This is a genomic window from Sorangium sp. So ce1014, assembly GCF_051521505.1.
Classification (GTDB): domain Bacteria; phylum Myxococcota_A; class Polyangia; order Polyangiales; family Polyangiaceae; genus Sorangium.
The window spans coordinates 7613118-7629631 of sequence record NZ_CP150356.1 but is presented as its reverse complement, the minus strand read 5'-3'; the positions used below and the strand labels follow the sequence as shown (position 1 = coordinate 7629631).

Genomic DNA, 16514 nt, shown 5'->3' with positions numbered 1-16514 from the left:
CGCGTCGTCGCGTCGGTCGTGGATCGACGCGGACGCGGCGACTCGACAGCAGCGGGCGCGGCTACTTGCGCTGGGCGGCGGCGTCGCCGGCGCGCCGGCCGGGCTCGATCTGGCTGACGTCGCGGACAGCGCCGTTGGCGGCGCTCGTGGCCATCAGCGCGTAGGCCCGCAGGGCAGGGGAGACCTTCCGGTCACGGTTCGGCTTGAACGCATCGACGCCCCGCGCCTCGACGGCGCGGCGGCGGCGCTCGAGCTCCGCGTCGCTGACGAGGACATCGATGGTCCGGGCGGGGATGTCGATCCGGATGCGATCGCCCTCCTCGATGAGCCCGATGGTCCCGCCTTCGGCCGCCTCGGGCGAGACGTGCCCGATGCTCAGGCCCGAGGTCCCGCCGCTGAACCGGCCGTCGGTGATGAGGGCGCACGCCTTGCCGAGGCCCTTCCCCTTCAGGAACGACGTCGGATAGAGCATCTCCTGCATGCCGGGGCCGCCCTTCGGCCCCTCGTAGACGATGACGACCACGTCGCCCGAGCCGACCTGGTTGTCCCAGATCGCGTCGCACGCCGCCTCCTGCGACTGGAACACCCGCGCAGGCCCCTCGAACTTCCAGATCTCGGGATCGACGCCCGCGGTCTTCACGATGCAGCCGTCCGCCGCGATGTTGCCGTAGAGCACGGCGAGGCCGCCCTCGCGGCTGTACGCGTGATCGACGTCGCGGATGCACCCCTTCTGGGCGTCGTCGTCGGTGTCGGCGAAGTACTTGTCCTGCGAGAACGCGACCGTGGTCGGGACGCCGCCCGGCGCGGCGAGCGAGCGCTTCTTCGCGGCCGCCAGCGCCGTGGGGCGACGGAGGTCGTTCTCGTCGATCGCCTCGCCCAGCGTGCGCGCGTGCACCGTGCCCACCTGCCGGTGGATGAGCCCCGCGCGGTCGAGCTCCCCGACGATCGTCAGCACGCCGCCCGCGCGGTGCACGTCCTCGACGTGGTAGTGCGACGACGGCGCCACCTTGCAGATGTTGGGCACCTTGCGCGACATCCGGTCGATGTCCGCCATCTTGAAGTCCACCTCCGCCTCGCGGGCGATCGCCAGGAGGTGGAGCACCGTGTTCGTCGAGCCGCCCATCGCGATGTCGAGCGCCATCGCGTTCTCGAACGCCTCGAACGTCGCGATGCTCCGCGGCAGCACCGAGGCGTCCCCGTCGACATAGTACCTCTGCGCGAGCTCGACGACGCGCTTCGACGCCGCCTCGAAGAGCCCCCAGCGCGCCGCGTGCGTCGCGAGCAGCGTGCCGTTGCCGGGCAGCGCCAGCCCGAGCGCCTCGTTGAGGCAGTTCATGCTGTTCGCCGTGAACATGCCGGAGCACGAGCCGCAGGTCGGGCACGCGGACCGCTCCATCGCGGCGAGATCCGCGTCGCTCACCTTCTCGTCGCTCGCGGCGATCATCGGATCGATGAGGTCGAGCTTGCGGACGAGCGGCTTGCCGTCGCGGTCGTGCGTCCCGACGATCTTGCCCGCCTCCATCGGACCGCCGGAGACGAAGACGGTCGGGACGTTGAGCCGCATGGCCGCGAGCAGCATGCCGGGCGTGATCTTGTCGCAGTTCGAGATGCAGAGCAGCGCGTCGGCGCAGTGCGCATTGACCATGTACTCGACGCTGTCGGCGATGAGCTCCCGGCTCGGCAGCGAGTACAGCATGCCGGCGTGGCCCATGGCGATGCCGTCGTCGATCGCGATCGTGTTGAACTCGACGCCCCACCCGCCCGAGGCGTCGATGACCTTCTTCGCCCGCTGCCCCACGTCGTGGAGGTGGACGTGCCCCGGGACGAACTGCGTGAAGCTGTTGGCAATGGCGACGATCGGCTTCTCGAAGTCCGCGTCCTTCATGCCGGTGGCGCGCCACAGCGCGCGCGCCCCTGCCATGTTGCGTCCCTGGGTGGTTGTACGACTGCGGTATCCGGCCATGCCCGGAACCTACTCCGTTCCAGCCTTGGCGCCTAGCCGACAGGCGATGTCGGCGTCAGGGGACCACCTCGACCCACGCGGACACGGGCGAGATGTCGTTCGACGCCGGATCGACGCCGGTGAGGCTCGCCCCGTACGCGCCGACGCGCCGGTTCCTCCCGAAGGTGATCGCCGGACCGGGGCCGGGATCGAAGCCCCGGAGCTCCTCGAGCGCCGCGACGAGGCCGGGCCGGGTGAGGTGGGCGCCGGCGCGCTTGAGCGCCTCGACGAGGACGCGGGCGGCGGCGTACGCGCTCGCCTGGAAGGCGGTGTGCCGCGGCGGGACGCGGTGGCGCTCGAGGAACGAGGAGAGCGAGAGCAGGTCGAGCCGCTCGGCCTCATCGGTGGGGCTCGCATGGACGAGCAGGAGCCGCGCGGCGGCGGCGAGCCGGAGCGACCCGGGATCGCGCCGCATCAGGAAAGCGGGCGCGTAGAGGGCGGGGCGCGGGCGCGTCGTCGAGGGCGACGGCGCCGCGAGCCACCGGGAGAGCTCGTCGCCCTCGCCGGCGAGCAGGACGGCCCGCGGCCGCAGGCGCGCCGCGGCGTCGGCCGCCGCGGCGGCGTCGAAGCGGCCGGGCTCGAAGGGGAACGAGACAGGGGCAGGGAGGCCGCGCCGCAGCGCCTCGGAGCGCGCCCCGCGGAGGAAGGCGTCCCCGCGCGGGCCCGCCGGGTGGACGACGAGCAGGGCGCCGGCGCCGGTGGGCGCTGGGGCGCCGGCGAGGTGCGCGACGGCGACGCGCGCGAGCGTGTCGAGGCCAGGCTGGAGATGGAACACGACGCCATCGCCCGGGTCCGAGGCGGGGAGCCCGGACCCGAGCGGGCCGATGAGCGGCACCTCGTCGGCGGCGAGGCGCGCCGCCGCGTCGCCGTCGCCGCTCCACACGCTGCCGACCAGCGCGAAGACCCGCTGGTCGAGGAGGCGCGAGGTCGCGGCCGCGCCGTCGAGGGTGTCCTCGCTGTCGGCCACCACGAGCTCGAGCCGCCGCCGGAACACGCCGCCCTGCGCGTTCACCTCCGCGAACGCCGCGGCGAGCACGTCGCGGGCCGCGGCGCCCGCCGCCGCGAAGCGCCCGGTGAGCGGGAGCGCGGCGCCGAGCCGGAGCGCCTCCGGCGAGACGCCCGGATCGGCGTCGCGGCCGACGCAGCGCAGGTAAGCGTGGAGATCGTCGAGGTGCGCGCGGTCGAGCCGGTAGCGCGGCATGACGAGGTGGAGCTCCCGCGCCGCCGGCGCCCTCCCGTCGCGGACGGCGGCCGCGAGCGTCTCCGCGGTGTAGGCGCCCCCCGCGCGATCGGCCGCGAAGAGCTGCTCGGGGGTGAGCGGCGGCGCCGCGACGCCGCCCTCCGACGTGCCGTTGCCGCTCCGGCCGTGGCAGCCGGCGCACGCCGCCGCCTTGCCGTGCAGCGCGGCGCCGCTCGCGCCGAGGCGCCCCTCGACCGGCTCCCCCGAGGCGAGGGCCCCGTGGTGGAAGATGCGCCTGCCGCGGAGCGCCGCCGGGCTGAGCTCGGCGCACGAGGCCGGGCCGGCGGGCGCGGGCGCAGGCGCGGGCGCGTCGCGGACGGCCGCGGCGCCCTTCAGCGCGGCGGCGAGGCCGAGCGCCGAGAGCGCGGCGGCGAGGGCGCGGCGCCGCCGCTTCGTCACGAGATGACCCACATGCACCTCACGGCTTGTCGTTGATGTGATCCACGAGCTGCACGATCGTCTCGGGGCGCTCGGTGGCGACCGTCTTCAGCCACATGCCGGTCGTCACGTCGCCGATGAGCAGCGTCGAGGTGTGCTCGTCCGGCTTCTTCGTGAGCCCGCCGAGGCGCCCGAGGACCTTCTCCACGCTGTCCGGGGTCCCGGTCAGGAAGCGCCAGCCGTCGCCCGCGCTGAACTTGGCGGCGAACCGCTTGAGCACCTTCGGCGTGTCGTTCACGGGGTCGACGGTGATCGTGAGGATCGCGATCTCCTTGCCGGCGCGCTTGCCGAGCAGGGACTGCACGCGCGCGAGGTTCGCCGCCATCGTCGGGCACGCGCCCTTGCACGAGGTGAAGGCGAAGTGGATGAGGACCTTCCGGCCGCGCAGGAGGTCGGTGTAGAACCGCCGCGCGCGCCCGTCCTGATCGATGAGCTCCGTGTCGGTGAAGTACGCCGCGGCCGCGGCGTCGTCGCCGGCGGGCGAGCCGCCGATCCGGGCGGGGGGCCGGTCCGGCACAGGCTCCGCGGCCGGGCTCGCGCACGGCAGCGCGAGCGCGAGCGCGGCCGCGAACAGGGGCGCGGCGCGCCTCATCGCCCGCCTCCCGCCGCCGGCGCGGCGCCGGGCGAGCCGGCGTGGAGATCGACGAACGGCAGCGCGCCGAACGGGGCGTTGCGCGACTCGGCCTCCACCAGGAAGCGGTACTGGCCGGGCTCGGGGGGCGTGAACGTCACCGAGAAGGCGCCGTCCGGCTCGGCGCGGGGCCGCACGATGTCTCGGAAGCCGACCGGGAACTGGAAGATCATGACGTTCATCTCCTTGGCTTCGAGGGGAGGCGCCGAGGCCTTCGGCCTCGCGTGGAAGCGCAGCGTCGCCGGCTTCGAGACCTCGATATCGATGCTGCCGTCGAAGAGCGGCTCGACGGTGAGCCCGGGCGAGCGGTCCTCGGCCGGGACGGCCGACGGCGCGACGGTCGCCTCGAGACACGCGGCGACGCGGCGGCCGCCGAGCAGGAGCTCGACATCGTACGCGCCCTCGTCGCCGAGCCGGACCGTGGTGGCGTACACGCCGGGCTGCACCTCCTTGAGCGAGCGATCCTCGATGAGCGCCGCGCGGGGCTCTCGCCCGTAGTTCGAGAGCGTGCCCATCGGCGCCATCATGCCCTCGACGTAGTAGTAAAGGGCCTTGTCGGCCGGGCTCGCGACGATGGCGCCGTTGCCCTCGGGCACGACGGCGAACGGCGCGGCGCTCCCGACGCCGTTCGCCGTCCGGGGGGCCCCCTGGCCGACCTGGACCTCGACGACCGCCGGCTTGCCGGGCCGCTCCAGGGAGGGCAGCTCGATGAGCGAGACCCTGCTTTCGCCGAGGTTCCTCACGTAGGCGAACGCCTTCGTGAAGGTGATCGCGTCGGGGCTCGCGAAGCCGGCGAGCGTGTGCGCGAGCGCTCCCACGGAGGCGTCGAGGATCGACACCTCGCCCTTGGCGGGGTTCAGCGCGAAGGCGAAGCGGCCGCCCGGCGCGAACTGGATCGCGCTGACGCCGGCCTTCACCGCGATACGGCCGGCGACGGCGCGGCGCTCGGCGTCGAGGATCACGACCTCGCCCTTGGCCTCGTTCGCCACGTAGACGGCGCCGGCGGCGTCGCTCGCCGCGACGGCGGCGGCCCCCTCGCCGATCTCGATCTCGGCGACGGGCTCGAGCGTGCCGGTGTCCACGGCCGTGACGGCGCCGGCGTCGCGGCTCGTGATCCAGGCGGTGCGCCCGCCGTGCGAGAAGGCGATCTCGTGATGTCCGGCGCCGACCTGCAGCGTCTTCAGCACCTCCGCCACGCGCGCGTCGACGACGCTGACCGTCCCGTCGCCGTCGTTGCCGACCCACACGGTGCGCCCGTCCGGCGCCACCGCGATGCGCATCGGCGCCGCGCCGACAGGCACGTTGGCCGTCACCAGGCTGCGCCTCGTGTCGACGACGGCGAGGCCTCGCCCGTTCTGGAGCGTCACGTAGAGGCGGCTCCCGTCCGGGTGGAGCGCGACCGACGTGGAGCCGGCCGCGAGCGTGACGAGGCTGCGCAGCTTGCTCCGATTGAACGCGAGCTGCGGGTTGATGACCGACAGCGTGTTGTCCTCGTTCTGGGTCCACAGGAGGTAAGCGTTCATGTCCACGTCAGGGCGGACGGCGATGAGCCCGCCCATGAAGCTCTTGATCTTCTCCTGGCACCCCGCCTCGTCGGGCGGCGCGCCCGCGCGCCTCGTCATCCACGCGAGCGGCGACACGTCGCGCGCGGGCGCGCCCGTGGCAGCGTCGGTGATCGTGAAGACGGCCGTCGCGTCGGAGCGCGCCTCCGGGCGCCCTCCGGCGCCGTGGAGCGGCCGGAGCTCGAAGGCGATCGACAGCCCCTCTCGCTCGACCCGGCTCACGTCCGGGCCTGGCTCACCCTCACCGCGGGCCTCGACGGGGGCCGGGGCCGGATCGGGGGGTGGGGGAGGCGGCTCCCGCCGGCCGCAGGCCAGCGCCACGACGGCGCCGAGGAGCCCTGCGGCCAGCGACAGGCGGCGCGAAGCGATCGAGCGCCTCACGGCACCACCCGGAAGAGGCCCCAGAGCCCGTTCGCGAGCATGGGGGTCGACTGTTCGTTGTAGAGCCGGTCGCCGGTGACGAGGAGCTCCCCGCCTGCCGGGAGGAACGGGACGAGATTGCGGTGTGTCATGGGTCCTATGGGGTTCTCCACGGCGAAGTTCAGCACTTCGCGGTTCTCGCCGATGCGCCGGGAGCGCGCTCCTTCGGCGAAGGGGTTGTGCGGCCACGCCGTGTTCCAGAGGCTGAAGGCGTGCTGGCGCCGGTGGCCGGACGGCTGCACGAGGCGCAGGCGGACCTCCTGGACGGCGCTGGCCATGAAGATCGGCGTCACCGGGTCGCCGTGGACGCGGGAGCTGAAGATATCGCGCAGGTCGTGGTCATTGAGCGCCTCGCTCGCGATCTCGGGCGGTAGCCCGGACCGCGCCCAGAACGGCTCGGTGCGGTAGTTGAAGGCCTCGTGGCCCGTGTCCTCCGCGTCGTCCTCGCCGTCCTGGTTCCGGAGGGCCGTGCCGCAGTCGAGCCGCAGCTGGAGGCACCGGAACCTCGGGTTCCGCGAGTGCAGGCCGACCTCGTCCTGGTAGACGGCCACGAGGTCCCGGAACGAGCGCGGGGCTCCATGCTCGTCCGTGAACACGACGTCCGCCTGGGCGTGGGTGCCCGGATCGCTGCGCCAGGCGGCGCCCTGGGGCTCGATGATGAGGGCGCCGACGGCGCCGTGCATGCCGTGGTTCACGACGTCGGCCATGTCCCTGAGGTTGATGGCGCCGTACTCGACGGCCCGGGGCTCGACGGGGCCCGACATGCCGTCTCGCTGGGAGAGCTCGCCGGCATACCAGGTGTACTGGCGGAATTCGCCGGGGGCGACGGTCTGCCCCTCGTTGAAGCCGACGTTGGCGCCGTCGTCGGTCCTGACGTCGTAGGCGACGAGCTGCGGGTGGAGCGAGACGTGGTTCGAGGGCCGCACCTGGTTCGTGTTGAAGCCGTCGACGATCGGCGGGCTGTAGTTCCAGTGCGGCGTCTTGGGCAGCTCGAAGGGCAGGTCGTTGACGAGCGTGACCTGGATGCAATCGCCGGCGGCGGCGCGCAGGATGAGCGGCTCCGGGGCCCGGCGCCCGGCGCGGAGGTCGGGCAGATCCTCGGCGCGGACGAACAGGATGGCGTCGGGGTCGTGGAGATCGAACACCTTGTTGTAGATGAGGCGGCCGCCTGGCAGGTTGCCCTTCGCGGTGATCGCGTGGACGACATACCTTGTGACCGGCGCGCTCGCCGGGCAGGTCTCGAAGCCTCGCTGCGCGCGCGGTATCCAGCGCGGGTGCGAGGGCAGCGGCAAGAGGCCCGGCGCGCCGTGCGGCCTCACCCTGAGGAGGCCCCAGACGCCGTCCCACAGGTCGTCGGTGGGCGCGCTCTGGTAGAGGTAGTCGCCGGCGCCGATCTCGCCGAGCGCGGCGCCCGATCCTCCGAGCCCGAAATCGAAGTGCTCGGAGAGGCCGATGGGCTGACCGTTCGAGTAGCCGCTGTCCGGATCGTCGATCTCGGTGAGCCACCTCTGGCCGTGAATCGAGAAGACGTGCTGTTCCTCCTGCGCGCCCTGGATGAGGCGCACCCGGATGTCGTCTCCCTCGTTGGCGAGGAGCAGGGGCGTGAACGGGTCGCCGTGGACTCGCGAGCTGAACACGTTGTGCATCTCGCCCACCTCCCCGGGGATCTGCCTCACGCGTCCCGTGCTGCAGTCGCGCTCGGCGATGCGGAGCGGGATCGGCTCGTTGCGGTAGTTCATGAGCTGTCCGCCGGGGTCGCGCGCCGAGATCACCTCCGGGGCGAAGATGTCGCGGTGGTCGACCGCGAGCGGGAGCGGGGCTTCCTCCGTGGTCGGCGGGTTCACCGGCCGCCCGCACTCGTCGAAGAGGAGGGCAAAGTCGGCGAGCGCGAGGTTGAACTCCCGGAACGGCGCGAGCGAGGAGCCGCTCGGCGGGAGGATGTCCGCGCGGAAGCTCGTGGGCCCGCCGTCGGCGCGCGAGCCGAACACGGTCCCGGTCTCCGGATCGCGCCAGACCGAGCCGGGCGGCTCGATGATGAGGGCCAGGTAGAGGCCGTGGTGCTGGTGCGACGAGGGACCGAAATGGTCGTGGGACAGCACGGTGTTGAGGGTGCGGTCCACGTTCTGCTGGTTCAAGATCGGATCGGCCCACCAGCGCTGAACGGTGGTCTGCAGCCCGAGCACCGGGCTGTAAATGCGCGGGTGCGGCCGCGGGCTCAGCGCGACGCGCGCGCCGTGCTCGCTCAGCGTGCCGTCGGCGGCGAGGGCGCCGCCGAGGGCGTTGGCCGCCTCGATGCGCTGCACGACCTCCTGGGCCGCGAACGTGCCGTCCTCGTAGTTGAAGCCGTTGGCGCCGCCGTCGGAGGAGGTGATGTCGAACTTCACGAGGTGGATGTGCTGGCCGATGGTGTCGGTGGGCGTGAAGATCTGGAACGGGTCCTCTTCCAGCGCGTCGGGCATGAGGTTCGTCGTCTCCGAGACGACGCATTCCCCCGAGTTGGCGCGGAAGAACAGCGGCTCAGGAGGCCTGACGCCCGACAGGGTCGCGTGGATGTCGTCCTCGAGGACCATGAGGCGCATCTGGGCGTCGTGCCATCCGCGCCCGTTGACCACGCCGTCGATCTGGACGAACGCGCTGCGGTACCTGCGCTCGGGTGTCCCCTGCGGGCAGGGGTTCGTGTAGGACGCGCCCGGCGCCGGCGGCTGGCCGTTGACGGCGAACTGCGACAGAGCGCCCTCCGGCGTGAACGCAGGATAGACGCTCGTGGGGAATCCACCGCTCATGACGGGTCGCGCCCCCGGGAACCGGCCGGAGTGGAACGCCTGGGCCGACAGCTCCAGGGGGGTCCCTTCCTGGGGGAGCAGCTTGAGGTTGGCCGCGTCGAGCGTCACATCGAACCTGCCGCGCTCGCCGAGCACCGCGCCGCCCGGCGGCACGCTGGTGATGACGTGGCGCGGGAGCCCGCCGTCGACGGCGAGGTCGAGCGGCGGCTGAGGGGCCCTGTGGCCTTCCAGGGCGGCGATGTAGAACGGATACCCTGGCATGGGCGGACGCGTCGCGATCGCGCCGTCGGGGAGCTGCACGGCGGTGGGCGCGTAGGTCGGCATGGGCGGCATCGCGAGCTCGGGGATCGGCACGACGGCGGGCGTGGGCGTCCCGTCCTCGATCTCGCCGTCGGGAAGGAACCGGTCGCGCGTGCCGGCCTCGAAGACATCGTGGTTGCGGAGGAGCCCCCACATGCCCTGCGCGAAGTGAGGATAGAGATGGCAGTGGAAGATCGCGTCTCCGGCGCCCAGGGAACGGCTGCCAGCCCGGCCGATGTTGTAGGTGAAGGCGCCGCCCGGGCCGATGCTCTGCGAGTCGATCGTGCTGCCGTTGTCGTTGTTCGGCGCCCGTAGCCACTGGTGGGCGTGCAGGTGGAAGACGTGGGTCTCCTTCGGCCCTGCGTGGAGGTTCCTGAACCAGACGGGGTCGCCGAGGTACGCGTGCTGGACGTTCGAGGGGTCGTCGGGGAACAGCGCCTGGTTCGCGTTACCGTTCCTGTCCCGCTCGACGAGCATCGCCGGATCCCCGTTGGGCCAGGAGCTCAGGAAGAACTCCTCGAACTTGCACTCGATACACTCCTTGCTGGGGCCGAGCCTCGCCCGGTTGGCGAGGAGGATGGAGCCGAGCCCGGAGGCGCCGTAGTTGATCCCGAAGCCGTCCCGCACGCCCTGGAACGCCTCGTCCTGCTCGAGCTCCGGGAACGCCTGGACGGCGTTCAGCTCGTCGTGGAACAGGACCGTGAGCTCGCGGAAGCGACCCGGGATCAGCGGGCGCGCGCCGTCCAGCTGGCTCGCCTGGTAGCCGGCGATGATCGCGTTGAGATCGCCGTGCACGATCTCGTCGCGATCGTTGATCATTTTGAGGATCGGCTCGCCGTGCCCGTCCAGAGCGTCGTAGTCGAGCCTGGGTGTCCCGTCGGGGTTCGGCGTGGGCAGCGAGGCGGCCGCGAGCTCCTCGGCCGTGACCTGCGACCGGTACGCGACCGCCCACGGGGGCTCGACGTGGACCGCGCCGAACAGCCCCTGGACGATCTGCCCGCCGTTCCCCTGGCCGCCGGCCATGGCGCCGGTGCTGTGCATGAAAAACGCCCCCTCCCGGTCGGCGAAGAGCTCGTAGACGCGTGTCTCGCCGGGCTCGGCGAGGGAGTCTGGGCTCCGCCCGACGTTGCCGCCGAGCGACTCGATGTTCGCGATGTCGAGCCCGGTGACGTGCACGGACGCGCTCCTTGTCCTGGGAGAGTCGTCAGGACGTCTGTCCGCCGGCCTGAGCAGGTTGGTGAACCTGATCTTCAGGCTGTCGCCGACGTTCACGCGCAGCACGAGCGGCCTGGGTCGCTTGCCCGGGCGCAACCTCGCGTTGCCCGGGCCGAGCGGCTCATCCGGCCGGATGGGCACCACATCCCGCGCAAGCGCGTAGATCATCCCCGCAGGGTTGAAGGACCCGAATCGGTTGTACACGTAGACCTGATCGAGCGCGACGACATCGGCGTATACGGTCCTGCCGCTCGCCCGCGCGCCGTGCTCCCTCGACTCGGCCGCCAGGTCCGCGGTCTCGTCCTCGGCCGGCGGAGCGCCTTCGTCGGCGCAACCCGCGAGCCCGAGCGCCACCGCAGCCCAGCCGAGAGCTCCGAGCAGCCTGTTCGAAATCAAGGTTTCTCTCCTCGGCATGCCCCACCTGCACGCCTGGCTTCGGACATCGAGCATGTCCCACGCGCACTCACAGGAGATTGGTGCGTGACCGTCCCCGAGATCGGCCGAGACCATCAATATGTATTGTGGCTCACATATCTGGCGGCGCACCCTATCGGGGTCAATCGATTTCGCCGCTCAGGCCGGCGTCTCCCGCGGACAGAGCGAGCTCGATGTGGAGCTCGGGTGGAGACGAGAGATCCGGCGCGCGCGAAGCCGTGTGTCTCGGCGAGAGCTCGCTCGACCGGCGCGCGTGCGGGCTTCCCCTGTCCCGCATCTGCACGGCGCCGCGCCGGCGTGGAGGAGGCCGCCGCCGAGCGCCGGCCGGCGCCATGGTAGGCTGGAGGGATCAGCGATCGGCGGGAGCCGGCGTGAGGAAGGCGGTCACGGGGTCTACCGCGTCACCCGCAAGATGCCCCAGAGCCCGTCCGAGAACTTGAAGCTCGGCTGATCGAGGTAGAGCCGGTCGCCGGGGACGGCGAACCTCCCGCCGGCTCCGGAGAACGGAACCACGTTGTGGTGCGTCATGGCGCTGATGGGGGCCTCGACTCCGATGTTCAGCACCTCCGGGTTCTCACCGATGCGGCGGGAGCGCTCCCCCTCGGCGAAGGGGTTGTGCGGCCACTGCGCGCCCCAGAGGCTGAAGGAGTGCTGGCGCCGGTGGCCGGACGGCTGCACGATGCGCACGCGCACCTTCTGCGTGGCGCGGGCCGTGAAGATCGGCGTCGCCGGGTCGCCGTGGACGCGGGAGCTGAAGATGTCGCTCAGGTCCTTCTCGTTGAGCAGCTCCCTCGCGAGCTCGGGCCTGATCCCGAGCCGCGCCCAGAACGGCTCGGTGCGGTAGTTGAAGGCCTCGTGGCCCGTGTCCTCCGAGTCGTCCTCGCCGTCGTAGTTCCGGATGGCGGTACCGCAGTTGAGACCCGGATCGAGGCACTGGAACCGCGGGTCGTCCGAGTGCAAGGCGACCTCGTCCTGAAAGACGAGCACGTGCTCCCGGAACGAGCGCGTGTACCCGTAGTAGTCCTTGAAGGTGACCTCCGCCTGCGCGTGGGTGCCCGGATCGGTGCGCCAGGTGGCGCCCTGGGGCTCGATGATGAGGGCGCCGACGGCGCCGTGCATGCCGTGGTTCACGACGTCGGCCATGTCCCTGAGGTTGATGGCGCCGTACTCGACGGCCCGGGGCTCGACGGGGCCCCACCTGCCGTCCTTCTGGGAAAACTCGCCAGCATACCACGTGTACTCGCGGGAGTCGCCGGGCGCGACGGTCTGCTCCTCGTTGAACCCGACGTTGGCGCCGTCGTCGGTCCTGACGTCGTAGGCGACGAGCTGCGGGTGGAGCGAGACGTGGTTGGACGGCCTGACCTGGTTCGTGTTGAAGCCGTCGACGATCGGCGGGCTGTAGTTCCAGTGCGGCGTCTTGGGCAGCTGGCTCGGCAGCTCGTTGACGAGCGTGACCTGGATGCAGTCGCCGGCCGCGGCGCGCAGGATGAGCGGCTCCGGGGCGAGGCGCCCGGCGCGGAGATCGGGCAGATCGTCGGCGCGGACGAACAGGAGGGCGTCGGGGTCGTAGAGATCGAACTTCTTGTTGTAGGTGAGGCGATCGCCGGGCAGGTTGCCCTTCGCGGTGATCGCGTGGACGACATAGCTCGTCACGGGCGCGCCCTCCGGGCAGGTCGGGAAGCGCCGCATCCCGCGCGGCGCGCCCGGCGATCCGGGCAAGGGCAGCAGGGCCGGGTCGCTCCGCGGCCGCACCCTCATGATCCCCCAGATCCCGTCCCACAGGTCGTCGGTGGTCGCGCTCTGGTAGAGGTAGTCGCCGGGGCCGCTGTCGCCCCGCGCGGACACCGGGGGGGTGAGCCCGAACTCGAAGTGCTCGGAGATGCCGATGGGCTGAGCGTTCGAGTAGCCGCTGTCCGGATCGCTGAACTCCTTGAACCACCTCTGTCCGTGGACCGTGAAGACGTGCTGTTCCTCCTGCGCGCCCTGGACGAGGCGCACCCGGATGTCGTCGCCCTCGTGCGCCGCGAGCACGGGCGTGTATGGATCGCCGTGGACGTGGGAGCTGAACACGTTGTGCATCTCGCCCTCTTCGCCCCGCTTCTGTTTCACGAGGCCCGTCCGGCAGTCGCGCTCGGCGATGCGCAGCGGGATCGGCTCGTTGCGGTAGTTCATGAGCCCGCCGCCGGGATCGGCCGCGGAGATCACCTCCGGCGCGAGGACGTCGCGGTGGTCGACCGCGAGCGGGAGCGGGGCCTCCTGCGTGGTCGGCGGGTTCACCGGGTCGTTGCACTCGTCGTAGAGCAGGGCGAAGTCGGCGAGCGCGAGGTTGTACTCGCGGAACGGCCGCTGGAGCGAGCCGGCCGGCGGGAGGATGTCGGCGCGGAAGCTCGTGGGACCGCCGTCGGCGCGGGAGCCGAACACGGTCCCGGTCTCGGGGTCGCGCCAGACCGAGCCTGTCGGCTCGATGACGAGGGCCAGGTAGAGGCCGAGTTGCTGGTGCGACGAGGGGCCGAAATGGTCGTGCGAGAAGGAGGTGTTGAGGGTGCGATCCTGGTTCTGCTGGTTCACCACCGGATTGGCCCACCAGCGCTGCGTCGTGGTCTGCAGGCCGAGCACCTTGCTGTGGATGCGCGGGTGCGGCCGCGCGGTCAGCGCGACGCGGGCGCCGCGCTCCTTGACCGAGCCGTCCGCGGCCAGGGCGCCGCCGCGGTTGTTGGCCGCCGCGATGCGCTGGACCACCTCCTGCGGCGCGAACGTCCCGTCCTCGTAGTTGAACCCGTTGGCCGAGCCGTCCGAGGAGGTGACGTCGAACTTCACGAGGTGAATGTGCTGGCCGGCGGTATCGGTCGGCGAGAAGACCTGGAACGCGTCCTCTGCCACCGCGTCGGGCATGAGGTTCGTCGCCTCGGAGACGACGCACTCCCCCGAGTTGGCGCGGATGAACAGCGGCTCCGGCGGCCGGGCGCCCGACAGGGTGGCCTCGATGTCGTCCTCGAGGACCATGATGCGCATCTGCGGGTTGTGCCACCCGCGCTTGTTGACCACGCCGTCGAGCTGGATGAAGGCGCTCCGGTACGTGCGCTCCGGCGTCTTCGGTGGGCAGGGGTTCGCGTAGGGCGCGCCCGGCGCCGGCGGCTGGCCGTTGACGGCGAACTGCGACGGCTCGCCCTCGGGCGTGAACGCCGGATAGGCCTTCGCGGGGAACCCGTCCGTCGTCGTGATGGACGTGGCCCCCGGGAACCTGCCGGAATGGAAGTCCTGAGCCGCTCGCTCCTCGGGGGTCCCTTCCTCGGGGAGCAGCTTGAGGTTGGCCTCCTCGAGGTCCACATCGAACCTGCCGCGCCTGCCGAACACCGCGCCGCCCGGCGGCACGCTCGTGACGAGGTGGCGCGGGAGCCCGCCGTCGACGGCCATGTCGAGCGGCGGTTGAGACGCCCTGTGGCCCTCCAGGGCAGCGATGTAGAACGGATACCCCGGCATCGCCTTCCGCACCTCCTTGCCGCCGCCGGGGAGCTGCACGACGGTGGGCTTGTAGGTCGGCATGGGGGGCATCGCGAGCTCGGGGATCGGCACGACGGCGGGCGTGGGCGTCCCGTCCTCGATCTCGCCGTCCGGCAGGAACCGGTCGCGCGTGCCGGCCTCGAAGACATCGTGGTTGCGGAGGAGCCCCCACATGCCCTGCGCGAAGTGGGGGTACAGGTGGCAGTGGAAGATCGCGTCGCCGGGCGTCAGGACGCGGTTGCCGGCCCTGTTGATGTTGTAGGTGAAGGCCGCGCCCGGGCCGATGCTCTGCGAGTCCAGGGTGATGCCGTTGTCGTTGTTCGCGGTCTTCTGCCACTGGTGCGCGTGGAGGTGGAAGACGTGGGTCTCCTTCGGCCCTGCGTGGAGGTTCCTGAACCAGACGGGGTCGCCGAGGTACGCGTGATGGACGTTCGAGGGGTCGTCCGGGAACAGCGCCCGTTTCGCCTTACCGCGCCTGTCCCGCTCGACGAGCATCGCCGGGTCGCCGTTGGGCCAGGAGCTCAGGAAGAACTCCTCGAACTTGCACTCGACACACTCCTTGCTGGGGCCAAGCCTCGCCCGGTTGGCGAGGAGGATGGAACCGAACCCGGAGGCGCCGTAGTTGATCCCGAATCCGTCGCGCACGCCGTGGAAGGCCTCGTCTTGATCGAGCTCCGCGAACGCCTGGACGGCCTTCAGCTCGTCGTGGAACAGCACCGTGAGCTCGCGGAACCGGCCTCTCGCCACCGGGGATCGGCCGTCGAGCTGGCTGTCTTCGTAGCCGGCGATGATCGCGTTGAGATCGCCGTGCACGATCTCGTCATGGTCGTTGATCATCCTGAGGATCGGCTCGCCGTCCTCGTCCAGCGCGTCGTAGTCGATCGTGGGGGTCCCGTCGGGGTTCGGCGCGGGCAGCGAGGCGGCCGCGAGCTCCTTGGCCGTGACCTGCGACCGGTACGCGACCGCCCCCGCGGGCTCGACGTTGACCGCGCCGAACAGCCCGAGGACGGTCTGTCCGCCGTCCCCCTCGCCGCCGGCCATCGCGCCGGCGCTGTGCATGAGGAATGTCCCCTCCTTGTCGGCGAGGAGCTCGTAGACGCGCGTCTCGCCGGGCTCGGCGAGGGAGTCGGGCCCCCGCCCGACGTTGCCGCCGAGCGCCCTGATGTCCTTGATCTCGAGCCCGGCGACGTGCACCGACGCGCTCCTTGTCCTTGTCGAGTCGTCAGGACGTCTGTCCGCCGGCCTGAGCAGGTTGGTGAACCTGATCTTCAGGCTGTCGCCGACGTTCACGCGCAGCACGAGCGGCCTGGGTCGCTTGCCCGGGCGCAACCTCGCGTTGCCCGGGCCGAGCGGCTCGTGCGGCCGGATCGGCGCGACGTCCCGCTTGAGCGCGTAGATCATCCCCGCGGGGTTGTAGGACCCGAATCGGTTGTACACGTAGACCTGATCGAGCGCGACGACATCGGCGTATACGGTCCTGCCGCTCGTCGGGTGGTCGTTCAGCTCCGAACCTGCAGATTCATGACTTTCTTCCTCGAGCGCCTCGGCGCCCGGGTCTCCGCAACCAGCGACTCCAAGCGCCACCGCAGCCCAGCCGATAGCTCTGAGCAGTCTCCGACTGATCAAGGTTGTTCTCTCCTCGGTATGGGCGTACCCGCGCGCCTCGCCCTGGACGCCGAGCGCGTCCGTGCGTCTCCACTGCGCCGGATCGCGGCCGTCCGCCGTGGACTGGCCGCGCAATCCGGAGAGCAATCCGGGTGAGCGACTTTGTGACTTTGTGAGATCGCCGTCAAATAGAATTGGTCGCGTCTGGCCCGGCTCGGTCGCCCCGCGTGGATTACGATCTTTACAGGGATCGTGTCGCCGTCCGGCACCGGGGGTGCCCGGGAGAATGGATCCCGCTGGAAGAGCGATGAGAGGTGGAATGAGAGGTGGAATGAGAGGTGGAACGGCGGCGCGCCCTCTCGGCTCCTCGCCGCGGCGCCCG

Annotated in this window: 6 protein-coding genes; all 6 read right to left on the bottom strand. The window is 71.5% G+C overall.

From position 1 onward, the window contains the following. Positions 1 to 61: 61 nt before the first annotated feature. The 6 genes from ilvD to WME75_RS28645 all read right to left on the bottom strand — a co-directional run bounded on the left by ilvD (position 62) and on the right by WME75_RS28645 (position 16111). Positions 62 to 1963 (bottom strand): dihydroxy-acid dehydratase, encoded by a 1902-nt coding sequence (ilvD, locus tag WME75_RS28670; RefSeq protein ID WP_437477555.1) that lies wholly within the window; start codon positions 1961 to 1963, stop codon positions 62 to 64. A 55-nt stretch (positions 1964 to 2018) separates the two neighbouring features. Beyond that, positions 2019 to 3641 carry a cytochrome c/ABC transporter substrate-binding protein gene (locus tag WME75_RS28665; protein WP_437477552.1) on the bottom strand — a complete coding sequence of 541 codons (1623 nt, stop codon included), beginning with the start codon at positions 3639 to 3641 and terminating at the stop codon, positions 2019 to 2021. A 19-nt stretch (positions 3642 to 3660) separates the two neighbouring features. Beyond that, entirely contained in the window at positions 3661 to 4272 is a 612-nt protein-coding gene (locus WME75_RS28660; RefSeq protein ID WP_437477549.1) for an SCO family protein, read from the bottom strand. Further along, the gene (locus tag WME75_RS28655; RefSeq protein WP_437477546.1) at positions 4269 to 6254 is read right to left on the bottom strand and encodes a YncE family protein; all 1986 of its coding nucleotides are present in this window, start codon (positions 6252 to 6254) and stop codon (positions 4269 to 4271) included. Before WME75_RS28655 ends, WME75_RS28660 begins: the two co-directional genes overlap by 4 nt. Next, the gene (locus WME75_RS28650) at positions 6251 to 10987 is read right to left on the bottom strand and encodes a copper oxidase (RefSeq protein WP_437477544.1); all 4737 of its coding nucleotides are present in this window, start codon (positions 10985 to 10987) and stop codon (positions 6251 to 6253) included. The genes WME75_RS28655 and WME75_RS28650 overlap by 4 nt, the downstream gene beginning before the upstream one ends. 432 nt (positions 10988 to 11419) lie before the next feature. Beyond that, a complete protein-coding gene (locus WME75_RS28645; protein ID WP_437477541.1) occupies positions 11420 to 16111 on the bottom strand; it encodes a multicopper oxidase domain-containing protein in 4692 nt (1563 codons plus the stop codon). Between the last annotated feature and the right edge of the window lie 403 nt (positions 16112 to 16514).

Coding starts and splice junctions, on each gene's coding strand:
- ilvD (WP_437477555.1), bottom strand. CDS start 1,963: ATGGCCGGATACCGCAGTCGTACAACCACCCAGGGACGCAACATGGCA.
- WME75_RS28660 (WP_437477549.1), bottom strand. CDS start 4,272: ATGAGGCGCGCCGCGCCCCTGTTCGCGGCCGCGCTCGCGCTCGCGCTG.